Genomic DNA, 20,621 nt, shown 5'->3' on the forward strand with positions numbered 1-20,621 from the left:
TTCGCGCTGAACCGCGCCAAGCCGGTTCGACCCAATCCAAGCCTCCCCAATCCAAGCCTCCCCAATCCAAGCCGCCCACACCGCTGAGTAAAATGGGCGCCCGCCGCAACAAGTCAAAGCGATGAGCGCCTTGGAGACTCCCCCCGCCGCCGCGCGCGCCCCGTCCGGCGGCGCGCATATCGATGGCCTGAAATCCTGCCTGCCGGTCATGATCGGCTACTTTCCGGTTGCCGTGACGTTCGGCATCGCCGGTATCGCGGCTGGCCTGACGCCGTTGCAGGTCATCCTGATTTCCGTGCTGGTGTACGCGGGCGCCAGCCAGTTCCTGCTGCTGGCCTCCATCAAGGCCGGCACGCCGTGGCTGTGGGTGGTGGCGCTGTGTTCGCTGCTAAATGCGCGGCACCTGCTCTATGGCCCGCTGCTGTCGCGCTTTTTGCCGGCGGCGCTGCGCGATCGCCTGAAGGTTGCTTTTCTTTTGACCGATGAAGTCTTCGCCACCGCCTTCAACCGGTTGCAGGGCGTGGAACCCGCCCGGCGCCAGGGCTGGATGGTCGCGCTGGGCTTGGGCGCCTGGCTGACGTGGATCGCCGGCACCGCCGTGGGCGTGTACGCCGGCGACGGCCTCGAGCGGCACTATCCGATGCTGTCGCAAGTCATGCGCTTTGCGCTGCCCGCGCTGTTCATGGCGCTGGTGTGCCAGAGCGCCCGGCGCGGCATGGGACTGCCCATCCTGGCCGCCGTCATCGGCGCCGGACTGGTGGCTGCGCTGGGATACACCAGCCTCGCCATCCTGGCAGGCGCCGTCATCGGCTGCGCCGCCTATCGATTCAGGAGGCCCGCATGAACGCCAGCGGATTGGAATTCTGGGGCGCCGTCATTGCGATGGCGGTCATTACCTACCTCACGCGCGCCCTGCCGTTCATGCTGTCCGAGCGCAGCCGGCTGTTGCGGCACCTGTCCCGCGAGGGCTCGGCGCTGTCGGCGCTGGGTCCGTCGCTGCTGGCGGGCATCGCCGCCGCCGTCATCGTGCCGGATCTGCTGGGCGCGGCCGACGAGGCCGCTCACATGGCGCCGTACGTGGGCGGGCTTGTCGTCACGGGCGTGGCGGCGCGCCTGGTCAGCAACACGGGCGTGGCCGTGCTGCTCGGCATGGGCGGATACGGGATATTGCTGGCCTTGGCGGCGTAGCGGCCCGCAGGGCAAAATGGTCCGATCCCCCAAGGAGACCGACCATGCTTACGCTCTACCACGCACCGCGTTCGCGGTCGTTCCGGATACTGTGGCTGCTCGAGGAACTGGGCGTGCCCTACGACACCGAGATGGTGTCGATCCGCGGCCACGACAGCACGGGGCACATGCCTGCCGATTACATCGACATCCATCCGCACCGCAAGGTGCCGGCGCTGGTGCATGACGGCGTGCCCGTGTTTGAAACGCCCGCCATCGCGGTGTACCTGACCGACCTGTTTCCGCAGGCGGGGTTGGGACCGGTCGTGGGCGACCCGCAACGCGGTCCCTATCTGACGTGGCTGGCGTATTCCACGGGCGTGTTCGAGCCTGCGATGGTCGAGCGGGCGTTCAAGACGCCGCATCAGGCCGCGCTGGGATGGGGGTCGGCCGACGAGGTCGAAGAGGTGCTGACGCGGGTGCTGCAGGCGCGGCCGTTTTTCCTGGGCGACAGGTTCTCCGCTGTGGACATCGTGCTGGGCGGCTCGCTGCAGTACATGATGCGGATGAAGATCGTGCCCGAAACGCCCGTGTTCAATGCGTACGCCGAACGCCTGGGTGAGCGTCCGGCGATGCACCGCGCTCTGCAGCGCGACGGCGATATCGAAGAGTCCTGAGCCGCGACGTCAGACGCCGCCCTGGATGCGCGCCGTCAGGTGGTCGCGCCATTGCTCGGGACGGCCGAGGTACCGGCTGGGTTCCAGCAGCGTGAAAGCGCCGTTGCGCTCCAGCGCCAGCGTCGGAAAGCCCGTGCCCCCGACTTGCGCCAGCAGCCGGCGGCTGGCGGCAATGTGGGCGGCAGTCTCGGCGCCCTGTGCCTGTTCGTAGGCAGCGTCGAAGGCCTCGGCGTCCAGGCCGATTTCAACGGCCAGCGCGCGCAGCACGGCGGGATCGGCGATGCGCCGGCCTTCCACGTAATGCGCACGCTGCAGCCGATGCAGCAGGTCCAGGCCGCGGCCCGCCAGCGTTTGCGCGGCCAGGATGGCGGTGGTGGGCGGTTCGGAATCGAACACGGCGCCGCTGTCGCGCAGCAGGCCGTCGAAGTAATCGGCGCCGAACGGCTGGCCGGTGAGGCCCGCAATGCGCTCGTCGTGCGGCATGACGTAGCGGCGCAGGGCGTCGGTGACCGGCTGGCGGTTGCTGCCGGTCATCATGCCGCCGCCATGCGGCTCGATGTTCAGGCCCGGAACGGCGCGGGCGGCCTCCACCAGCGGCGCGGCGCCGTAGCACCAGCCGCAAAGCGGATCGAAGATGTAATGCAGGGTAGGGGATGCGGGTGTCATGGCGCCATCGTAGACGGCGCCGGGCGCGGGCGCATAGGCCGGCGCGCTACCCAGAGTGTTGCAGCGGCCGTGCAGATTGCCTGCACGGCCGAATCGGTCAGGCTGCGATCAGCCCGCGATCTGTACGCCGATCCAGAACAGGCCGGCGGCCAGCAGCATCGAGGCGGGCAGCGTCAGCACCCAGGCCAGCAGGATGTTGCGCACCGTGTTGCCCTGCAGCCCCGTCTTGTTGGCGATCATGGTGCCCGCCACGCCCGAGGACAGCACGTGGGTGGTGGACACCGGCAGGCTGAAGACGTTGGCAAGACCGATGGCGCCCACGGCGGTCAGCTGCGCCGACATGCCCTGCGCGTAGGTCATGCCCTGCTTGCCGATTTTTTCGCCGACGGTCAGAACCACGCGGCGCCAGCCGACCATGGTGCCGGCGCCCAGCGCCAGCGCCACGGCCACGATCACCCAGAAGGGCGCGTATTCGGTGGTGGCGGTCAGGTCCGCGCGCAAGCGTTGCAGGTCGGCGGCCTCGCGGGCGGGCAGCCCTTCCAGGCGCGCCACCTTCTTGGCGGTGTCGTCCAGGCACAGCAGGTAGCGGCGCACGTCGATGCGCTTTTGCGCGGACAGGTCGGCGTAGTTGGAAACCCCGTGCAGGTCCTTTTGCAGCGCCATGATGGTCGGTACGGTCAGGGCGGGGTCGCAGCGGAAATTGGCGGGCAGGTCTTCCTGGATGTCGACGCGGCGCAGCGCCAGGAAATCGCCCAGCAGCGCTTCGTTGCGCTGGTAGAACACCATCAGGTGGTTGGCGGCGTCGCGGGTGCGTTCGATCTGGTAGGTGGTGCTGTGGGTGTCCAGCACGAAGTTGGCCGGCACGATGCCGATCAGCACCAGCATGATGAGGCCGATGCCCTTCTGGCCGTCGTTCGAGCCGTGCACGAAGCTCACGCCCATGGCCGACAGCACCAGCACCAGGCGGTTCCAGAACGGCGGGTGCTTCTTGTTGTCGATGGCGCGGCGCTGTTCGGGGGTCTTGTGCATCTTGGACAGCGGCAGCCAGCGCTTGAGCGCCAGCAGCAGCAGGCCTGCCACCGCGAACCCGGCGATGGGCGAGGCCACCAGCGACAGGCCGATGTCGATGGCCTTGCCCCAGTTCACGCCTTCGCCCAGCGGCAGGTCGGTGATCAGCGCATTGGCCAGGCCCACGCCCAGGATCGAGCCGATCAGCGTGTGCGAGCTGGACGCCGGAATGCCGAAGTACCAGGTGCCCAGGTTCCAGGCGATGGCCGCCGCCAGCATGGCAAAGACCATTGCCAGCCCGCGGCCGGTGTCCACGTTGATCAGCAGTTCGACGGGCAGCAGATGGACGATGGCATAGGCGACGCCCACGCCGCCCAGCAGGACGCCCAGGAAGTTGAAGATGCCGGACAGGACGACCGCCAGATGCGGCGGCATGGCCTTGGTGTAGATGACCGTTGCCACGGCGTTTGCCGTGTCGTGAAAGCCGTTGATGAATTCGAAGGCCAGGACGAATGTCAGGGCCAGCACAAGACTGAGGCCAACCCAAAGGTCTAGGCCGTGGAAGAGGTCGAACATGGGGGAGGGGGCGAGGTTCCGGCGAGAATGCCCCGATTATTGCAGATTTATGACCTGTCCCTGAATGAAGCGGCCCCCAAATCTTAGAACTTCGAATACTGGAATTCGATCTCCATGGGCTTGCCCAGATTGGCGGACGTATCCGCCTGGATGACCATCACGGCCAGGATTCCCAGGTACAGCATGCAGAGCCACAGCGTTCTTTTCATGGGCGGAATACCTCGGCGATCTTCTGGTTGACGCGCAGCCAGCCCAGCTCGCCCAGATGCTGCACGTCGCGCAGCGTGCCGACCTCGAAGGGCGCGTCGTACATGTCCATGCAGGTCATCGCATAACGCTGGCACAGGCCGGCGACCTGCTGCTGTATCGGGTCGAACCGGGCCAGGTCGTTGAAGACCATCGGGTGCAGCGGCTGCATGACGAACAGCGCGTTGACGTGATGCTGGTGCAGCAGCGCCATCAGGGCGTCGAGTTCGCGCAATTCGTCGCGGCCGGTCAGGGGCTGGGGCTGGTAGGCGGTCTTGCCGCCCTCCGGGATGCTGCGCAGATACTTGTTGAAGAAGTCGTCACGCACGGCGTAGCGGTTGTCCGTCATGAGCGCCTGCTCGGCGGCCTGCGCCTGACCGGCCAAAGCGTCCCAGTCCACCACGCGCGCCGCCGCCGCGGGGCCTTCGCGTTCCCGTTCGGGAATGGGGGCGGCGTAAGCCGGCGCCCACAGGCTGGCCAGCCGTTGACGGAACACGTATGCCTGCTCGGCCGCCATCGACCAGTACACGCCCGCGTCGCCCTTGGCGTCCAGCCACCTCAAGACTTCGGACCTGCCATCGGGTTGGCGCAGCAGCCGGGGCAGCAGCGGGTTGGCGTGCTCCTTGAACTCGTCGGGCCCCAATCCGCCCTCTCCGTCGAACCAACCCGGCGACAGCATCACGACCACGCGCGAGGCCGGCGACAGATCATCGGCCAGCGCCGCCAGCACGAACTGCATGCCCAGCGACTGGAACCCGGAATGGCCGTACGCCAGGACGGGCATCTGCAGTTCGTCGGCCAGGAAGCGGTAGGGCACGAAGCGCAGGTCGTTGCTGGTGAGCTCCGACGACCCCAGGATCACCAGGCGGTCGCCCGTGCGCAGCGCCTGGCTGAGCCGCGACAGATTGCGTGTCTGTTCGTCCAGCGTATTGCCCAGGTTGGGGATGTAGATGCCGGGTGCGGCCGCGGGCACCGGTTCGGTCTTCAGGGCCAGCGTGTGCAGGGCCGCCCAGCCGGCCACGGCCGCGGCGGACAGGGCCAGCGCCGCGGCAAGCGCGTGCTGCCGAAGGGTGCGTTTGAACATGGGAAACCCGAAAATGCGTCGCGCCGGGACAAAGGGGCGGTATTGTTAGCGGATGTTATCCAGCGGCCATGACGCAAACAAGCGCGGGAAACCCTGGGCGGCGCGCCGATTCCCCTTTTTGCGACACTTGGTCCCGGCCACCCCGGCCCACCCAGCCACCCTAGCCACTCCGTCCACTCCGGCCCGCCCCAGCCTCCCCAGCCACCCCGGCCACTCCGGCCCCTCCGGACCGCCCCGGTCGCACTCCGCTCAGACGCCGCCCGCGCCCGCCGCATGCCGGCCAGCAGAATGCGATAGCATCGATGTCGCGCCGCCGTCCGGGACCCCTGGCCCGCCGCACCGCCTGCCGCCGCCGCCGCGGCGCTTCACCGCCGGATTTCCCCTTTCGCCATGACCGACCTTGCCCGTATCGCCCGCAGCCACCCCGACGAACTCATCGTGGGGCTGGTGTCCGTTTCCGACCGCGCCTCCACCGGCGCCTATCAGGATCAGGGGCTGCCCGCGCTGCGCGAATGGCTGGGCGGCGCGCTGGTGTCGCCGTGGCAGGCGGTTGAGCGGCTGATTCCCGACGAGCCCGCCCGCATCTCCGAGACCCTGATCGAACTGGTCGACGGCTGCGGCTGCGACCTCGTCCTGACGACCGGCGGCACCGGCCCCGCGCGGCGCGACGTCACGCCCGAGGCCACGCTGGCGGTCGGCACCAAGGAAATGCCGGGCTTTGGCGAGCAGATGCGCCAGATCAGCCTGCGTTTCGTGCCCACGGCCATCCTGTCGCGGCAGGTGGCAGTCATCCGCGAAACGGACGGCCATGCCGCCCTGATCGTGAACCTGCCGGGCCAGCCCAAGTCCATCCGCGAGACGCTGGAAGGACTCAAGGGCGACGACGGGGCCGTGCTGGTGCCCGGCATCTTCGCTGCCATTCCGTATTGCATCGACCTCATCGGCGGCCCGTACGCCGAAACGCGCCCCGAGGTCATCGCGGCCTTCCGCCCTAAGTCCGCCCGGCGGCCCGCGCAAGCGTAGCGCGGGCGACAACGCCGCATCGCCTTGCGCGGTGGCTGGCCGTCGCGGCACACCATGGCGGGGCCTCGCCCCGCCAAGACCGTGCGGTATAGTTGGCCGCCCCGATCAACCCCTGCTGACCGAGAGTTTTCATCGTCATGAAGGTTCGTACCATCCTGTCCCTTACCGCCCTGGCTGCCCTGACGGCCTGCGCCAATGTCAAAGACGTCCGCGACCGCGATCCCGTGTTCTACGGATCCACGCAGCGCACCGCCCAGGACTACACGCAATGCGTAGCGGAAGCCTGGAAGGGACTGGACGTCAACTTCGAACAGAAGCCGGTGCGCAACGGGTACGAGCTCGTCCTGCACGGCAGCCTGGGCGTCGAGGCCGTCCTGACGACCACCCACTGGAAGGGCAAGACCGAGGCGCGGCTGTCGACGCGCATTGCCCGCCGCGACCAGACCATCATTGAACCGGCCAACCTGTGCCTGTAAACGTCATGGTTGACCGCCGCGACGTCCTGCGCGCCGGGCTGGCCGCCGCTGCCGTGTGCCTGGCCTGGCCCGCGCGGGCGCAGCAGGCCAGTTACATCACCCGCAAGCTCGACGCCCGCGTGCCGGGCGGCGTGGCCGTGCTGAGCCTGGGCGACGGCGCGGCCGCGCCCCAGGTCACCTACCTGGACCGGCCCGTGCTGGTGGTGCGGGAAGCGGGCAAGCAGTGGATCGCCGTGGTCGGCATTCCGCTTACCGTCAAGCCTGGCCAGGAACAGGTGCAGGTCAAGGACGGCGGCGGCACGCGTCAGGTGGCGTTCACGGTCGGCGCCAAGGATTACGTGGCGCAGCACATCTCGCTCAAGAACCGGCGTCAGGTGGATCCGAATCCGGACGACCTCAAGCGCATTGAGCGGGAACTGGCCGAACAGGTCGAGGCCTACCGCGGCTTTCGCGCGGGCATCACGCCCAGCAACCTGATCCTGGATCGTCCGGTCGACGGCGGTCGCCTGTCCAGCCCCTTTGGCCTGCGCCGCTTCTTCAACGGCCAGGAACGCAATCCGCATTCGGGCCTGGATTTCGCCGTACCGGCCGGTACGCCCATCAAGGCGCCGGCGGCCGGGGTGGTGGTGCTGGTGGGGGATTATTTCTTCAATGGCAAGACGGTGTTCCTGGACCATGGCCAGGGTTTCGTCAGCATGTTCTGCCACATGTCGGCGATCTCGGTGAAGGTCGGCGACGAGGTGCCGCGCGGCGGCGTGGTGGGCAAGGTGGGGGCGACCGGGCGGGCGACGGGCCCGCACCTGCACTGGAACGTCAGCCTGAACGATGCGCGCATCGATCCGGCGATCTTCATCGGGGCGTTCAAGCCCTGACGCGTATGGGCTTTGACGCGCTCAAGGGTTGACGGGCTCAAGCTCTGACGAGTGCCGCTCTGACGGGGCGGCGGCGCTCAGGCCTTCTCGGCCTCGAGCGCGATGCGCTTGAGCACATACTGGTGCATGCGCTCGGCGTATTCCATCTGCTGTTGCACGTTGCGCTGACCGGCTTCCTGGTCGTCCAGGCAGTTGTCGTACTTGGTCTTGGCTTCGGCGTAGGTCAGGCCGGTATTGCGCAGGCTGTTGATGAACGCCTCGCGCGACTGGCGCAGCAGGCGCAGGCCTTCCTCGCCCTTTGCGAAACGTCTTCGCGAGAGGGCAAGCTGGTCTGCGGCGGCTTGCAATTCTTCTTTCAGGTCCATCGTGCTTCGTGCGTATCCGGCCTGGCGTTGCGCCAGGCGAGGAGCGCCATTCTTTCATGAACAGGCGATCCACGCATTACGGCAGTGCGCGAATCCTGCTTAAGGATCCGCGAAAAGAGGGAGCCGGGCGCCGGCAAGAAGCCGGCCCGGGCGGCCGGCTTAGCGGCGGTGGTGCTGGGGACGCTGCATCGTGGGGGCGCGCTCGTCCTTGTGGCGGAAATTGATACGGCCCTTGGTCAGGTCGTACGGTGACATTTCCAGGGTGACGCGATCGCCCGCGAGGATGCGGATGCGGTGCTTGCGGATACGGCCCGACGCGTAGGCGCCGACTTCGATGCCGTTGTCCAGTTTGACGCGGTAGCGGCTATCGGGCAGCACTTCGTCAACAATGCCATCCAATTCGATGAGTTCTTCTTTAGCCATCTTCTACTCCTTGATCAAAACGCGCAGGCATGCCTGCGGCATGTCGCGCCGCGCAAGGCGGCAAGCGCGTCGGACTCGGATAAACCGGTCCAGCGGTTTGAACGCAAAAAAACGTTCGGGCAAGCGTGGGTATGGGCCACGGCATCCGGGCGGATGTCTGAAATGGCGGATACTCGCGCCCTGAGGTAAGTGCGCGCGATGCGCGCTGTGGTCGCGGCGGGGGTGCTGCGGGCACCTTGCCGGATGAAGCGGGGTTGCCGAGTCTGCGGCAACGCCGGGTGCCACGGGGACTGCAGCGGCGTTCTGGGCAGTGACGGGGTGCACCCAACAGGGGCGGCCCCAATAAAAAACCGGATCTCGTTCGCGTCGCTGACGTTCATTCAGTAGCGCCCTTTCTCGGGCGCTACAGGTTGGCACGCAGGATGACCGAAGTCCGGTTTTTGTGGAAAAATCACGGGTTTATGTTACTGCAAAGCCGGCGGTTTAGCCAGCTTTTATCCCGGATTCGGCCGCGATAGTTGCGCTTGAACGACTCTATCGGCGCGGGATGCGGCGCTGGTATTCGGCTTCCCAGGCGGCGTTGGCCGACCAGAAGGGGCCCGGATCGCGTCCGGCCAGACGGGCTGCCAGCACGTTCAAGTGCGTGTGCCAACCGCCCGCCACGTCCACCATGTCATTCCGCGTGGCGAGCTTGCGATGCGTAAGCACCAGCCGCGCGCCGTCGTCTTCAGGGGACACCTCGAAGGTCACTTCGGACGGGGCGCCCGCCGAGCCGCCCCAGGTGTAACTGAGGACGTGCGGCGGTTCACACCGGGTGATCAGGCCCTGCGTGGTCAGGCCTTCCTCGTAGGGCTTGTAGGCCTCGGGCGTCGGTTCGCGCACGGAGGACAGGTCGGCATGCAGGAACCGCAGGGTGACGCCGCCGCCCTCCATCAGGTCCATGTCGCCGAATGCCAGCCACTGGCCGCGCTTGTCGGATTCCGTCAGCCAGGCCCACACCTCCTGCACGCTCGCAGGCAGCCTGCGCGTGAATTGCAAGGTGGTCGGGTCCAGTACGACGCCGTAGTCGCTCATATCAGTCTCCTGTGAAGTCCGGAGCCGGACGTGGGTTCATCTTCCGTGCGAAAAGGTCAGCGGCGATACCTGCGGCTCGTGCTCCGGGGCTTCGTCCATGGCGCCGGGGTGCTGGGGCAGCGCGTCCGTGATGTCGTACCACGGCGCCTTGCTGGCGACGTGGTAATGCGCCTGGGGCTTGACGCCCGGATCGTCGTCCAGCGCGCCGAGCGGCAGGCCGTAGACGTCGGGCGTCTGGTCAAAGCGGCTGAGCAGCGGTGTGCCGCAAGCCTCGCAGAATCCCCGGTAATTGCCGGGCGACGACGCGTACCAAGTCACGTGGTCCTCGCCCTGCGTCCAGGCGAAATCCTTCGACTGGACCGTCGCTCGGCTGCGGAAGGCCGCGCCGTGCGTCTTGCGGCACATCACGCAATGGCAGTTGAGGGCATCGGTGAGCGGACCGTTGATCTCGTAGGCAACGCGGCCGCAGAGGCAGGAACCTTTGATCATGATGAGCGCCAGGCAATGGGGGAAATAGGTCCAATATAACTGCGGCGCCGTCCCGCGACTTCGGCATTTGTGACAGATGTCTTTCAGATCGTTGCCGGGGCGGGCCTTTCCCGGGGCGGGCGTTTCCCGGGGCGGGCGTTTCCCGGGGCGGGCCTTTCCCGGGGCGGGCCTTTCCCGGGGCGGGCCTTTCCCGGGGCGGGCCTTTCCCGCGGCGGGCGATTGCCGTGGCGGGCGTTCCCGCGGCGGGCGTTCCCGCGGCGGGAGTTGCCGACGGCGGAAGTTCCCGACGGCGGGCGTCGGCGGCAGATACCGTAACCCTCACGGCATCCGCGCCACCCCCTTCACGCCGCCCGCAGCAGCGCCTGGAACGCCGGCAGCGCCAGCAGACCCGCCACGCGCGCCGCGTGAATGTCGTCGTCCGACACCGCCGGGCGCGGCATCAGGAAGTTGACCGTGCCCAGGCACACGCCGTCATACGCGACCGGCACGTTGATGACCGATTGCAGTCCCAGACTGCGGATCGCATCGTGGTCGTTGAAGAATTCGCGGATGGCCGCCTCTCCCTCGCCCACGAACACCCGCTGTTCCAGCAACACGTGCCGGCCCCATGCCGTGCCGGTCTTGTCCTTGCTGCCGCCCGGCGGGTACGCCTGCGGGTTCGAACTGTACAGGCGCACCACGCGCATGGCGTCGGCATCGTAGCGATTCACGGTGCACAACGCGTGCGCCAGGTGCAGGCGCGCATAGTCGTCGATTGCCTGGAAGGCGGCGGCCGGCTGGCCGTCCGCGTAGGCGCGGGCGATGGCCTGCACGCCGGCCAGCGCCGGGCTGGGAGATGCGTCCGTCATTCCGCCGTGATTCCCAGTTCTTTGATCAGCTTGCCGTACTTGTCGGCATCGCGCGCCAGGATCTGGCCGAACTGCTCGGGCGTGGTTTCGGTCAGCAGCACGCCCATGTCGCCCATTTTCTTGATGACGTCGGGCCGCTTGAGGATCACGTTGATCTCGCGGTTCAGCCTGGCAGCCAGTTCTGGCGGCATGCCGGCCGGACCGAACGCCCCGTACCAGACCGCCAGCTCATACCCCGGCAGCGTTTCGGCCACGGTGGGCACGTCGGTCAGCAGCGGCGAGCGTTGTTCCTCGGTGACGGCCAGCAGCTTGAGCTTGCCCGACTGCACGTGCGGCAGCGTCTGCGTGCCGGCGCTGAACAGCACCTGCGTGCGGCCTGCCACCGTATCCAGAACCGCAGGCGCACCGCCGCGATAGGGGATGTGCATCATTTTCACGCCGGCGGCCTTTTCGAAGAGCACCGCGCTCAGGTGGTTGGTCGAGCCCTGGCCCGCCGAGGCATACGCCACGGTGTCGGGGTTGGCCTTCGCGTACGCGATGAATTCCTTCAGGTTGGATGCCGGCACCGACGGATGCACCACCATCGTGTTGGTCACAAGGGCCAGCTCGGCGATGGGCGTGAAGTCCTTCACGCCGTCGAACGGCATGTTGGAATAGAGCGCCTGGTTCATCGTGTGCGTGCTCATCGAGCCCACCAGCAGCGTGTAGCCGTCCGGCTTGGCGCGTGCGACGAAGGCCGTGCCGATGTTGCCCGATGCGCCCGAGCGGTTCTCGACAATGACCGGCTGGCCCAGCGATTGCGTCAGGCCTTCGGACAGCACGCGCGCCAGGATGTCGGTGGATCCGCCGGCGGCCCACGGCACGACCAGCGTGATGGGCTTTTCGGGCCAGGCGGCGTGCGATAGGGCGGGCGCGGCCATCGCCAGGCCCAGCGCGAACGTGCGCAGCAGTCGTTTGAAGTGCAGTGTCATGGTGTTTACCCCTTGCGTTGTGTCCGGCTTCTGAGAGCCGGTCGTATGAAAATCGATTCAGCGGCCGACGGCGTAGCCCTGCATTCCGCGGGGATTGGCCGCCGCGCGCAGCAGCATCTGTCCGCCCGCGGCCGGCTCGCGCGTGCAGGCGCTGATGCGGCCTTCGGACCAGTCCGGCCCGACCTTGACGTCGTGGCCGGCGGCGCGCAGCGCGTCCAGCGTGGCGGCGGGCATGCGCGATTCCACCGTCAGCCGGTTCAGCGTCTGCGAACGCGGCCAGAACGAGCCGGGAAAGTGATCAATGTGCCAGGACGGCGCGTCGATGGCCGCCTGCAGGTTCATGCCCATGGCATGCCGCAGAAAGAATGCGACGGTCCATTGGTCCTGCTGGTCGCCGCCGGGCGTGCCGAATGCCATGTACGGCAGCCCGTCGCGCAGCGCCAGGCCGGGCGACAGTGTGGTGCAGGGACGCTTGCCCGGCTGCAACTGGCCCGGCACGCCGTCGTCCAGCCAGGTCATCTGCAGACGGGTCGTCAGCGAAAAGCCCAGCTCGGGCACGACGGGGCTGGACGACAGCCAGCCGCCCGATGGTGTGGCGGCCACCATGTTGCCGTCGCGGTCGATGACGTCGATCTGGCAGGTGTCGCCCACGAACAGCTCGCGCGTCGCCCACTCCGAGACGGGCGGCAACGCGGCAAAGGTCGGTTCGCCCACGCCGTAGCGCGTGTCCGACGCGGCCAGCGTGCGGATCGCGGCATCCAGGTCGGGCAGGCGCGGCGCAAGTCCGCCGGGACTGCCGGGCTGCAGCGTGGCCGAGGCGCGTTCGCCGATGCCGGCGGCGCGCGCTCGCGCATAGTCGTCGCTGAGCAGGGCCGCGAGCGGCACCTGGACGTGATCGGGATCGCCATACCAGGCGGTGCGGTCGGCGAATGCCAGCTTGGCGGCCTCGGCGATGCGGTGCACGAACTGCGGCGACAGCGGGTCCAGTTTGTCGACGTCCAGATGGCGCAGCAGCGCGAGCTGTTGCAGGTGCACCGGCCCTTGCGACCACACACCGCATTTGGCCACCGTGTAGCGGCCATATTGCGTGGTCAGCGGTTCGTCGTACGTGGCGCGCCAGTCGGCCAGGTCCGATTTGCGCAGCAGCCCGGGGTTGCGCTGCCCCGTGGTGTCGAGCACGGCCTCGTTCGTATAGAAGCTGTCGATGGCGTCGGCCACGAAACCGCGATACCAGAGGTCCAGCGCGGCGTCGATGCGGCCGCGCCGGTCGGTGCTGGCGGCGTGCGCTTCATCCAGGATGCGGGTGTAGGTGGTTGCGATGGCGGGCGTGCGGAACAGCGCGTCGGGGGCGGGCACGCGGCCGCCCGGCAGCCAGACGTCGCCCGAACTCTTCCATTCGTCCCGGAACAGCGCCTGCACCGCCAGAATCGCCTGCGAGATCCGCGGCACCAGCGGAAATCCGTCGCGCGCATAGCCGATGGCCGGCTGCAGCACGTCGGCCAGCTCCCACGTGCCGTAGTCGCGCAGCAGCGTCAGCCAGGCGCCGAACGCGCCGGGCACCGTCGCGGGCAGCAGGCCGATTCCCGGCACCAGGTCCAGCCCCATCTTGCGAAAGTACGCCGGCGTCGCCAGCGCGGGCGCCGGACCCTGTCCGCACAGTGCGCGCATGCGTTGCTCGCGCTCGCTCCAGAACAGGATGGGGACTTCGCCGCCCGGCCCGTTCAGGTGCGGTTCGACAATCTGCAGCACAAAACCGCCGGCCACGGCGGCGTCGTAGGCATTGCCGCCCCGTTCCAGCACGCTCATGGCCACTTGCGACGCCAGCCAGTGCGTGGACGACACCACGCCGAATGTGCCGCGTATTTCAGGTCGGGTGGTGAAGGACGGATTCATCGGGCGGGTCCGCAAGGCAGAAAAGGATGCAAGCAGTATAGGGTCCTGAAATAACTGGTTTTATCTTTGTGGGCATAATTGCATAACCAAGTGGTTATAGAGAAAACTGCCATGAGCCCGGATGCCGTCCGTCTTGCCAACCGACTCAAGCACCGTCATCTGACGCTGCTGGTCAACATCGACCGCCATAAATCGCTGACGCGCGTCGCCGCGCAGACCGGCATCAGCCAACCTGCGGTGACCAAGGCGCTGGCCGAAATGGAGGACATTTTTGGCGCGCCGCTGTTCCTGCGTACGGGCAGCGGGTTGCAGCCGACCGCCCTGGGCAATCTGGCGCTGGTGCGCGCGCGGCACATGCTCAGTGACCTGGATCTGTGGGAGCGGGAGGTCGAGGCGCTGCATGCCGGACGGTCGGCGCATCTGCACGTGGGGGTGGTGCCGTACGTGTCCAGCGCCTTGCTGACCGCCGCCATCAGCCGCCTGCATCAGCGCCACGGCGTGACGCTGAGCCTGCACCGCGCCACGACGGATCACCTGGTGCCGATGCTGCGCCAGCACGAACTGGATTGCATCATCAGCCGCGCCACGTCCACGGTGATGCACGAAGACCTGATGCATCGCGTGCTGTATCGCCAGCGGCCCCGTCTTATAGCGCATGGCAGGCTGGCCCAGCGGCTGGCGCGGCGCAAGCCGGACTGGGCTGCCGTCGCGGCCTTGGACTGGGTGCTGCCGGCGGCCAACACGCCGACGCGGCAATTGATCGTGGAGCATTTCATCCGCGCCGGGCTGCAGCCGCCGTCGCCGGTGCTGGAGGCCTACTCCACGGACGTGATCGAGGGCATCCTGTCGCTGAACGAGTCGTCGATCTCGGTGGTGCCCGAGGACATCGCACGCGAACTGTGCCAGCGCGGCAGGCTGGGCATGGTGCCATGGGATTTCGGCTGGGAGCTGCCGCCGATCAACCTGATCCGGCGGAAGCGGGAACAGGCGCTGACGGCGGAATCGCAGTTTTCCGACATTCTGCTGGACTTGTGCGCGAATGCGGCGGCGCCTGCGCAGGCGGGAGTCGAGGGCAGATAACGCCAGGGGCGGTCCGCGCCTTGCCCCGCGCCGGTCTGGCAAGACGTGCGCATGTCCTAGGCGCAAAAACGTCGCTTCCCGCCACAGACGCAGGAGCCGGCATCTGGTTAAATGGCTGAAAGGTCTCACGGCCTAGGGCAAGCCGCTGCCTTTTCCGGCTTGCCGTTTCAATTTACGGAGCCCCCGATGGCACGATTCAATTTCACCCAGGACCTCGAAGAACCCGATCTGTGGGCGGCGGAAAACGTCCCCGCCGGAGAGGGTCGGCCCCCCATTCACGTCATGATCCAGACGGACGGCGAAGAGCCCCTTGCCGGCGCCTCCAAGGTGGTCAAGGCCATCATTGACAACCTGGACGAACAGATTCTTGCCGCTGCCGAGTTCCTCCTCGACAACTATTCGTACGAGCACTACAAAAAGCTGGGCATCGAAGACGACCAGCTCCTGGCCGAAGAAACCGCCGAAGCCATGGCCGAAAAAGCCGTGCTGCGCGCGCTGTGGCTGTTCGACGAAGACGGCGATGGCTACGAACTGTGGTTCACGCTGCCCTGGGATCCTGTGCACACCTACGACGTGGAATTCGAAGACGGCGCGCCCGTGTCCTGCTCGGTCAATGACTGATACCGCGCGACTGATACCGCGGTCAGGACACCGGGGGCAGGCTCAGCGCGCCAGTTCATATTTGGTCGCCAGCGTCTGCCCCAGCGATTCGTCGTACTTGTAGCGCACCTTCAAGGGCTTGCCGCGCATAATGTTGCGCGCGGCCACGTTCTCCAGCACCACGTCGACGTCCTTGTTCACGAATTCGGCGCAGTCGGTGTCGGCTCGTTCGCCGTCCGGTATGTCGGCAGCCTTCACCTTCAGCTTGAACAGCACCTGTGTCAGTTCCGTGCCGTCGGTGCGGAATTGGCGGAAGGTGGTGGGAAACGTGGCAACGGTGCCGGCAAGGTCGCACGAAATGCGGGTCCAGCCATGCGCGGCGGGTACTGCCGCAAAAAGGCCGGCGGCAAGCGCGGCGGCCGCGGCCGCCCGGGTAGACAGAAGATTCATGGTGTGCGGGCCAGACGCGGCGCCCATGCGCGCCGCGCCGGTACGTGGTCGAAATGGGCCTTTATGTTGCGCCCGGCCGCCCGCGCCGGTCAAGCGGGCGCCTCCCATGTAAAACGGGCCTTAGCGGCCCGTTTCACTTATGCGTTCTGGCTGGCGGGCCGGCTGGGCGGCGCCTCGTTCGAAGCCTGCGCGGACGCGGCATCATCGGTGCCTTCTTCGCTGCCTTCTTCCTTGCCTTCCAGCTTGGCGATCACGGCCGTGGCCAGGCTATTGCCGACCACGTTCGTGGCGGTGCGGCCCATGTCGAAGAACTGGTCGATGCCCATGATGAGCAGCAGGCCGGCTTCCGGCAGATGGAACATCGGCAGCGTCGCGGCCACCACGACCAGCGAGGCGCGCGCCACGCCAGCCATGCCCTTGCTGGTCACCATCAGCACCAGCAGCAGGGTCAGTTGCTGCGTGAAGCTCATGTCGATGTTGTAGGCCTGCGCGATGAACAGCACCGCGAACGACTGATACATCATCGAGCCGTCCAGGTTGAACGAATAGCCCAGCGGCAGCACGAAGCCCGAGATGCGCTTGGACACGCCAAACCGCGACAGCGCCTCGATCGTCTTCGGATAGGCCGATTCGCTGCTCGCGGTCGAGAACGCCAGCAAGGTCGGTTCCTTGATGAGCCCGCCCAGGCGGAACGTGGACTTGCCCAGGAACAGGTAGCCGACGCCGAACAGAATGGCCCACAGCAGCGCCAGACCCAGGTAGAACTCGCCGATGAGCTTGCCGTAACTGACCAGCACGCCCAGGCCTTCGGTCGTGATGGCGGCGGCCATGGCGGCGAACACGCCCAGCGGCGCAAAGCGCATCACATAGTCGGTCACTCGGAACATGATCTTGGCCAGTTCATCGATCATGTTGTAGATCGTGTTGTGGCCCTTGCCGCGGATGAACGACAGCGCCGCGCCGAAGAACAGCGAGAACACCAGGATCTGCAGGATCTCGTTGTTGGCCATCGCTTCGGCAATGCTCTTGGGGAACACGTGCGCGATGAACGCCTTCAGCGTGAAATCGCCCGTCTTCAGGCCCGAAGTCACGCCCGCGTCCGGGATCGCCAGGTTCATGTGCGCGCCGGGCTGGAAGATGTTGACCAGCGCCAGGCCCAGCAGCAGGGAAATCGCCGAGGCGGCGATAAACCAGATCATGGCGCGCATGCCGATGCGGCCCACCGCGCTGGCGTCGCTCATGCTGGCCAGGCCGGTCACCAGGGTGGCGAACACGAGCGGCGCGATGATCATCTTGATCATGCGCAGGAAGATGTCGGTGATCAGGCTGAAGTACGAGGCGATCTGCTTCGCCTCTTCCGGGGTCTGCGCGAACTTGTTGCAGACATAGCCCACCACGATGCCCAGCACCATGGCGATGCCGATATAACGCGTCAGCTTCTTAGTGTTCATTTGAAAACGGGATAACGGGGAGCCGCCGCTTGGCCCAGAGGGCCAGGCCCGCCGGCATGAGGCGGGGCAGACGGTCCGGTGACGGACATGCCAGGGTCCAGGTGCTGCTCGGGTTAACCCTTGGGGCGCGATGTTAACGCCGTGAACCTGACAGCGAGTTGTCGGTTCGGGGACAGATCAGCCGTGCCAGAATGCCCCTTCCGGCCTCGTCAGGAAGGCCGGGCGCCACCTGGGAACCAGCCCCGCGCGGGGCGACAAAGGAGACAAAGCAATGCCGAATCGCGAATTGTCCGTACTGGCTTCCGGCTACACCTATCTGGAAGGGCTGCGCTGGCACGAAAACCGCCTGTGGGCCTCGGACTTCTATACGGGGCAGGTCATTACCGTGACGCTCCAGGGGGCGGTGGACCGCGTCTGTCTGGTCCCGCAGCAACCGTCGGGGCTGGGTTGGCTGCCCGACGGCCGCCTGCTGATCTCGTCCATGAAAGACCGCAAGGTGCTGCGGCGCGAGGCGGACGGCACGCTGTCGGTGCATGCCGACCTGTCCGCGCTGACCGGCGGCCATATCAATGACATGGTGGTGGACGCGCAGGGCCGCGCCTACGTGGGCAATTTCGGATTCGACATCATGGCGGGCGAACCCGTGCGCACGACGACGCTGGTGCGCGTGGATCCGGACGGTGTGGCGCAGGTGGTGGCGGACGGCCTGTGCTTTCCCAACGGCTCGTTCATCACGCCCGACGGCAAGACCCTGATCGTCAACGAGACCTTCGCCAACCGCATTTCCGAGTTCGACATCGAGCCCAACGGCGTGCTGGGGCCGCGCCGCGACTGGGCCAATTTCGGCGAGCTGCCTGAAACCGACGACCTGACCGCCGTGATCGCGGCGTCCAAGATTGCGCCGGACGGGGGCGCGCTGGACGAAGAGGGCGCGTTGTGGGTGGGCGACGCCATCGGCAAGCGCATCGTGCGCGTGGAACGTGGTGGACGGATTCTCGAGCAGATCGACACCGGCGAATTCGGCATCTTCGCGGCCGCGCTGGGCGGACCGGACGGCAAAACGCTTTTCATGGCGGCCGCGCCGGATTTCGTGGAAGCCAACCGGCGCGCCAAGCCGCAGGCCCGCATCCTGATGACCCGGGTGGATGTGCCGCACGCGGGCAGGCCCTAGGCCACAAGCGGGGGAAAGCAGGGCAAGGGCGCCGCGGCCGTGGGCCGCATGGGCTGGGCCGCAAGGCGGATATCAGCCGGGCTAGGGCGTCCGGTTTCACCTGAATGGATAGGATACCGGCCGTTGCAAGACCTTTCTTCGATTCCCCCGTAAAATCACGCCATTCAGCAAGGCTTCAACCATCTCTCAATAGACAGTACCTAAGGAGGACCACTCATGGCCCTAGTCTCCATGCGCCAGTTGCTCGACCACGCCGCCGAGCACGGCTACGGCATTCCGGCTTTCAACGTCAACAACCTGGAACAGGTCCAGGCCATCATGGAAGCCGCGGCGGAGACCGACAGCCCGGTGATCATGCAGGCCTCGGCCGGCGCGCGCAAATACGCGGGCGAAGGCTTCCTGAAGTATCTGATCCAGGCCGCCGTTGAGTCCTACCCGCACATCCCCGTGGTCATGCACCAGGATCACGGCCAATCGCCCAAGATCTGCCAGGGCGCCATCGACCTGGGCTTCTCCAGCGTCATGATGGACGGCTCGCTGAAAGAAGACGGCAAGACCATCGCCGACTACGACTACAACGTCGAAGTCACCAAGAAGGTCGTGGACATCGCGCACAAGCTGGGCGTGACCGTCGAAGGCGAACTCGGCTGCCTGGGTTCCCTGGAAACCATGGAAGGCGACAAGGAAGACGGCCACGGCGCCGACGGCAAGCTGACCATGGATCAGCTGCTGACCGACCCGGAACAAGCCGCAGACTTCGTGCGCCGCACGCAACTGGACGCCCTGGCAATCGCCATCGGCACCAGCCACGGCGCCTACAAGTTCACGCGCAAGCCCACCGGCGACATCCTGTCGATCTCCCGCATCAAGGAAATCCACGCCCGCCTGCCCAACACCCACCTGGTGATGCACGGCAGCTCCAGCGTGCCGCAGGAACTGCTGGCCGAGATCCGTGAATTCGGCGGCAACATGAAGGAAACCTACGGCGTGCCCGTCGAGGAAATCCAGGAAGCCATCAAGTACGGCGTGCGCAAGATCAATATCGACACCGATATCCGTCTGGCCATGACCGGCGCGATCCGCCGCTTCTTTGCCGAGAACCCCGAGAAATTCGACCCGCGCGAATACCTCAAGCCCGCCCGCGCCGCCGCCAAGGCGATCTGTGTCGCTCGCTACACGGAATTCGGCACCGCCGGCAACGCCAGCAAGATCAAGCCGCTGCCGCTGACCGAAATCGCCGCGCAGTACGCGTCGGGCAAGCTGTCGCAAGTGGTGCAATAAGGTCCTCGCCCATGCCGCCTTCTTGCGAAGGCGGCGCAGGCAGAAAAAGAGCTGGTCCTCGCGGGCCAGCTCTTTTTGTTTTTGCGGCCATGACGGACGCGCGCGCTACGCCGGCGAATTCTTCCCGAAGCTCGGCACCGACCGGTCTACGTGATGCCATGACGGCGCCGAGTCCGTCCACAGGCTTGCCTTGGAATGAAACGCTTCGGGGTCATCCAGCGACCCTGCGCGCACGACTTCGTAGCCCATGCCTTCCGAATTGCCGAACAGCGGCGTGCCACACGCCGCACAGAAGCTGCGCATGACGGTGTGGCCGGAGTCGCCCTGGTAGCGGTGTTCCTTGGGTTGTCCGCGCAGCAGCGTGACGGCGCCCGCGGGAAAGATCAGGGCGTGGGCCGGCGCGCCGCCGCTGGAGTACTGGCAGTCGCGGCAGTGACAGGTGGCGGCGGTGAGGGGCTCGTCGGTGAGGGCGTAGCGGATGGCGCCGCACTGGCAGCCGCCTGTCATGTGGACCTGCGCGTCGGCGTGGGGCATGCGTTTGGGGGAAGCATCCTGCATACGGCTTTGTCTCCGGGCGGTGTTGCGCCGTGACGCTCGGGGCGGCCGGCGCGAATCATGGATGGGAAAGAAAGCCTACCCCGCGCCCGGAGCGGCGGCAAGACGAACTTATTTGCAGTAATCTATGCGCTTTGCGGAAGCTGCCGTCCGGCGCCGCCTCCGCCTGGTGCCC

24 protein-coding genes are annotated in these 20,621 nt (G+C 66.8%); 10 read left to right on the forward strand and 14 right to left on the reverse strand.

Annotation, left to right across the window (positions count from 1 at the left end; translation table 11 throughout):
* Positions 1-121 precede the first annotated feature (121 nt).
* The 3 genes from KW836_RS10030 to KW836_RS10040 are packed head-to-tail and all read left to right on the forward strand — an operon-like array spanning position 122 to position 1,844.
* On the forward strand, positions 122-844 hold the full coding sequence (locus KW836_RS10030; RefSeq protein WP_370632998.1) for an AzlC family ABC transporter permease: 723 nt from the start codon (positions 122-124) through the stop codon (positions 842-844).
* Positions 841-1,188 (forward strand): AzlD domain-containing protein, encoded by a 348-nt coding sequence (locus KW836_RS10035; protein ID WP_218343133.1) that lies wholly within the window; start codon positions 841-843, stop codon positions 1,186-1,188. The genes KW836_RS10030 and KW836_RS10035 overlap by 4 nt, the downstream gene beginning before the upstream one ends.
* 44 nt (positions 1,189-1,232) lie before the next feature.
* Positions 1,233-1,844 carry a glutathione S-transferase family protein gene (locus KW836_RS10040; RefSeq protein ID WP_175138198.1) on the forward strand — a complete coding sequence of 204 codons (612 nt, stop codon included), beginning with the start codon at positions 1,233-1,235 and terminating at the stop codon, positions 1,842-1,844.
* A 9-nt stretch (positions 1,845-1,853) separates the two neighbouring features.
* Here KW836_RS10040 and KW836_RS10045 read toward each other — a convergent pair whose 3' ends face one another.
* The 4 genes from KW836_RS10045 to KW836_RS10055 all read right to left on the reverse strand — a co-directional run bounded on the left by KW836_RS10045 (position 1,854) and on the right by KW836_RS10055 (position 5,424).
* The gene (locus KW836_RS10045) at positions 1,854-2,510 is read right to left on the reverse strand and encodes a DsbA family protein (protein WP_175186246.1); all 657 of its coding nucleotides are present in this window, start codon (positions 2,508-2,510) and stop codon (positions 1,854-1,856) included.
* Positions 2,511-2,618: 108 nt separating this feature from the next.
* Positions 2,619-4,094 (reverse strand): inorganic phosphate transporter, encoded by a 1,476-nt coding sequence (locus KW836_RS10050; RefSeq protein ID WP_175125856.1) that lies wholly within the window; start codon positions 4,092-4,094, stop codon positions 2,619-2,621.
* Between the two features lie 83 nt (positions 4,095-4,177).
* Positions 4,178-4,303, reverse strand: coding sequence for a hypothetical protein (locus tag KW836_RS27840; RefSeq protein ID WP_255595213.1), 126 nt, complete (start codon positions 4,301-4,303; stop codon positions 4,178-4,180).
* Complete coding sequence (locus KW836_RS10055) at positions 4,300-5,424, reverse strand: D-alanyl-lipoteichoic acid biosynthesis protein DltD (RefSeq protein WP_218343134.1); 1,125 nt, start codon at positions 5,422-5,424, stop codon at positions 4,300-4,302. Before KW836_RS10055 ends, KW836_RS27840 begins: the two co-directional genes overlap by 4 nt.
* Before the next feature lie 390 nt (positions 5,425-5,814).
* Between KW836_RS10055 and mog the strand changes: the two genes are divergently transcribed.
* From mog to KW836_RS10070, 3 genes are all read left to right on the forward strand, one after another.
* Complete coding sequence (gene mog, locus KW836_RS10060) at positions 5,815-6,447, forward strand: molybdopterin adenylyltransferase (RefSeq protein ID WP_218343135.1); 633 nt, start codon at positions 5,815-5,817, stop codon at positions 6,445-6,447.
* 137 nt (positions 6,448-6,584) lie between these two features.
* A complete protein-coding gene (locus KW836_RS10065; RefSeq protein ID WP_175125859.1) occupies positions 6,585-6,923 on the forward strand; it encodes a hypothetical protein in 339 nt (112 codons plus the stop codon).
* A gap of 5 nt (positions 6,924-6,928) precedes the next feature.
* Positions 6,929-7,795, forward strand: coding sequence for a peptidoglycan DD-metalloendopeptidase family protein (locus KW836_RS10070; RefSeq protein ID WP_218343136.1), 867 nt, complete (start codon positions 6,929-6,931; stop codon positions 7,793-7,795).
* Positions 7,796-7,872: 77 nt separating this feature from the next.
* On the opposite strand, the gene KW836_RS10075 is transcribed toward KW836_RS10070, so the two are convergent.
* The 7 genes from KW836_RS10075 to KW836_RS10105 all read right to left on the reverse strand — a co-directional run bounded on the left by KW836_RS10075 (position 7,873) and on the right by KW836_RS10105 (position 13,858).
* The gene (locus tag KW836_RS10075; RefSeq protein WP_175125861.1) at positions 7,873-8,160 is read right to left on the reverse strand and encodes a hypothetical protein; all 288 of its coding nucleotides are present in this window, start codon (positions 8,158-8,160) and stop codon (positions 7,873-7,875) included.
* 159 nt (positions 8,161-8,319) lie between these two features.
* A complete protein-coding gene (infA, locus tag KW836_RS10080; RefSeq protein ID WP_056570934.1) occupies positions 8,320-8,583 on the reverse strand; it encodes a translation initiation factor IF-1 in 264 nt (87 codons plus the stop codon).
* Between the two features lie 534 nt (positions 8,584-9,117).
* Entirely contained in the window at positions 9,118-9,657 is a 540-nt protein-coding gene (locus KW836_RS10085; RefSeq protein WP_218343137.1) for an SRPBCC family protein, read from the reverse strand.
* Between the two features lie 36 nt (positions 9,658-9,693).
* On the reverse strand, positions 9,694-10,146 hold the full coding sequence (locus KW836_RS10090; protein WP_218343138.1) for a GFA family protein: 453 nt from the start codon (positions 10,144-10,146) through the stop codon (positions 9,694-9,696).
* A gap of 341 nt (positions 10,147-10,487) precedes the next feature.
* Positions 10,488-10,994, reverse strand: coding sequence for a GAF domain-containing protein (locus tag KW836_RS10095; RefSeq protein ID WP_218343139.1), 507 nt, complete (start codon positions 10,992-10,994; stop codon positions 10,488-10,490).
* Positions 10,991-11,965 (reverse strand): tripartite tricarboxylate transporter substrate binding protein, encoded by a 975-nt coding sequence (locus KW836_RS10100; RefSeq protein ID WP_218343140.1) that lies wholly within the window; start codon positions 11,963-11,965, stop codon positions 10,991-10,993. The genes KW836_RS10095 and KW836_RS10100 overlap by 4 nt, the downstream gene beginning before the upstream one ends.
* Before the next feature lie 57 nt (positions 11,966-12,022).
* Positions 12,023-13,858 carry a gamma-glutamyltransferase family protein gene (locus KW836_RS10105; protein WP_218343141.1) on the reverse strand — a complete coding sequence of 612 codons (1,836 nt, stop codon included), beginning with the start codon at positions 13,856-13,858 and terminating at the stop codon, positions 12,023-12,025.
* A 111-nt stretch (positions 13,859-13,969) separates the two neighbouring features.
* Between KW836_RS10105 and KW836_RS10110 the strand changes: the two genes are divergently transcribed.
* Together KW836_RS10110 and KW836_RS10115 are read left to right on the forward strand one after the other, a co-directional pair.
* The gene (locus KW836_RS10110; RefSeq protein WP_218343142.1) at positions 13,970-14,938 is read left to right on the forward strand and encodes a LysR family transcriptional regulator; all 969 of its coding nucleotides are present in this window, start codon (positions 13,970-13,972) and stop codon (positions 14,936-14,938) included.
* A 186-nt stretch (positions 14,939-15,124) separates the two neighbouring features.
* Positions 15,125-15,559: a hypothetical protein gene (locus KW836_RS10115; protein ID WP_175125868.1), complete on the forward strand. Its 435-nt coding sequence runs from the start codon at positions 15,125-15,127 to the stop codon at positions 15,557-15,559.
* A 42-nt stretch (positions 15,560-15,601) separates the two neighbouring features.
* Here KW836_RS10115 and KW836_RS10120 read toward each other — a convergent pair whose 3' ends face one another.
* Positions 15,602-15,988, reverse strand: a complete 387-nt coding sequence (locus tag KW836_RS10120; protein ID WP_218343143.1) for a hypothetical protein — start codon at positions 15,986-15,988, stop codon at positions 15,602-15,604.
* A gap of 137 nt (positions 15,989-16,125) precedes the next feature.
* Positions 16,126-17,439 carry a dicarboxylate/amino acid:cation symporter gene (locus KW836_RS10125; RefSeq protein ID WP_218343144.1) on the reverse strand — a complete coding sequence of 438 codons (1,314 nt, stop codon included), beginning with the start codon at positions 17,437-17,439 and terminating at the stop codon, positions 16,126-16,128.
* Positions 17,440-17,710: 271 nt separating this feature from the next.
* Between KW836_RS10125 and KW836_RS10130 the strand changes: the two genes are divergently transcribed.
* Positions 17,711-18,610 carry an SMP-30/gluconolactonase/LRE family protein gene (locus KW836_RS10130; protein WP_175125871.1) on the forward strand — a complete coding sequence of 300 codons (900 nt, stop codon included), beginning with the start codon at positions 17,711-17,713 and terminating at the stop codon, positions 18,608-18,610.
* A gap of 216 nt (positions 18,611-18,826) precedes the next feature.
* Positions 18,827-19,891: a class II fructose-bisphosphate aldolase gene (gene fba / locus KW836_RS10135; RefSeq protein ID WP_056326713.1), complete on the forward strand. Its 1,065-nt coding sequence runs from the start codon at positions 18,827-18,829 to the stop codon at positions 19,889-19,891.
* 105 nt (positions 19,892-19,996) lie between these two features.
* On the opposite strand, the gene KW836_RS10140 is transcribed toward fba, so the two are convergent.
* The gene (locus KW836_RS10140) at positions 19,997-20,449 is read right to left on the reverse strand and encodes a GFA family protein (protein ID WP_218343145.1); all 453 of its coding nucleotides are present in this window, start codon (positions 20,447-20,449) and stop codon (positions 19,997-19,999) included.
* Between the last annotated feature and the right edge of the window lie 172 nt (positions 20,450-20,621).

The organism is Achromobacter sp. ACM05, from assembly GCF_019218915.1.
Lineage (GTDB): Bacteria > Pseudomonadota > Gammaproteobacteria > Burkholderiales > Burkholderiaceae_B > Achromobacter > Achromobacter animicus.

Bases quoted from the DNA above. Each gene is read 5' to 3' on its own strand.
- KW836_RS10030 (WP_370632998.1), top strand. From the start codon at position 122: ATGAGCGCCTTGGAGACTCCCCCCGCCGCCGCGCGCGCCCCGTCCGGC.
- KW836_RS10035 (WP_218343133.1), top strand. From the start codon at position 841: ATGAACGCCAGCGGATTGGAATTCTGGGGCGCCGTCATTGCGATGGCG.
- KW836_RS10040 (WP_175138198.1), top strand. From the start codon at position 1,233: ATGCTTACGCTCTACCACGCACCGCGTTCGCGGTCGTTCCGGATACTG.
- KW836_RS10045 (WP_175186246.1), bottom strand. From the start codon at position 2,510: ATGACACCCGCATCCCCTACCCTGCATTACATCTTCGATCCGCTTTGC.
- KW836_RS10050 (WP_175125856.1), bottom strand. From the start codon at position 4,094: ATGTTCGACCTCTTCCACGGCCTAGACCTTTGGGTTGGCCTCAGTCTT.
- KW836_RS27840 (WP_255595213.1), bottom strand. From the start codon at position 4,303: ATGAAAAGAACGCTGTGGCTCTGCATGCTGTACCTGGGAATCCTGGCC.
- KW836_RS10055 (WP_218343134.1), bottom strand. From the start codon at position 5,424: ATGTTCAAACGCACCCTTCGGCAGCACGCGCTTGCCGCGGCGCTGGCC.
- mog (WP_218343135.1), top strand. From the start codon at position 5,815: ATGACCGACCTTGCCCGTATCGCCCGCAGCCACCCCGACGAACTCATC.
- KW836_RS10065 (WP_175125859.1), top strand. From the start codon at position 6,585: ATGAAGGTTCGTACCATCCTGTCCCTTACCGCCCTGGCTGCCCTGACG.
- KW836_RS10070 (WP_218343136.1), top strand. From the start codon at position 6,929: ATGGTTGACCGCCGCGACGTCCTGCGCGCCGGGCTGGCCGCCGCTGCC.
- KW836_RS10075 (WP_175125861.1), bottom strand. From the start codon at position 8,160: ATGGACCTGAAAGAAGAATTGCAAGCCGCCGCAGACCAGCTTGCCCTC.
- infA (WP_056570934.1), bottom strand. From the start codon at position 8,583: ATGGCTAAAGAAGAACTCATCGAATTGGATGGCATTGTTGACGAAGTG.
- KW836_RS10085 (WP_218343137.1), bottom strand. From the start codon at position 9,657: ATGAGCGACTACGGCGTCGTACTGGACCCGACCACCTTGCAATTCACG.
- KW836_RS10090 (WP_218343138.1), bottom strand. From the start codon at position 10,146: ATGATCAAAGGTTCCTGCCTCTGCGGCCGCGTTGCCTACGAGATCAAC.
- KW836_RS10095 (WP_218343139.1), bottom strand. From the start codon at position 10,994: ATGACGGACGCATCTCCCAGCCCGGCGCTGGCCGGCGTGCAGGCCATC.
- KW836_RS10100 (WP_218343140.1), bottom strand. From the start codon at position 11,965: ATGACACTGCACTTCAAACGACTGCTGCGCACGTTCGCGCTGGGCCTG.
- KW836_RS10105 (WP_218343141.1), bottom strand. From the start codon at position 13,858: ATGAATCCGTCCTTCACCACCCGACCTGAAATACGCGGCACATTCGGC.
- KW836_RS10110 (WP_218343142.1), top strand. From the start codon at position 13,970: ATGAGCCCGGATGCCGTCCGTCTTGCCAACCGACTCAAGCACCGTCAT.
- KW836_RS10115 (WP_175125868.1), top strand. From the start codon at position 15,125: ATGGCACGATTCAATTTCACCCAGGACCTCGAAGAACCCGATCTGTGG.
- KW836_RS10120 (WP_218343143.1), bottom strand. From the start codon at position 15,988: ATGAATCTTCTGTCTACCCGGGCGGCCGCGGCCGCCGCGCTTGCCGCC.
- KW836_RS10125 (WP_218343144.1), bottom strand. From the start codon at position 17,439: ATGAACACTAAGAAGCTGACGCGTTATATCGGCATCGCCATGGTGCTG.
- KW836_RS10130 (WP_175125871.1), top strand. From the start codon at position 17,711: ATGCCGAATCGCGAATTGTCCGTACTGGCTTCCGGCTACACCTATCTG.
- fba (WP_056326713.1), top strand. From the start codon at position 18,827: ATGGCCCTAGTCTCCATGCGCCAGTTGCTCGACCACGCCGCCGAGCAC.
- KW836_RS10140 (WP_218343145.1), bottom strand. From the start codon at position 20,449: ATGCAGGATGCTTCCCCCAAACGCATGCCCCACGCCGACGCGCAGGTC.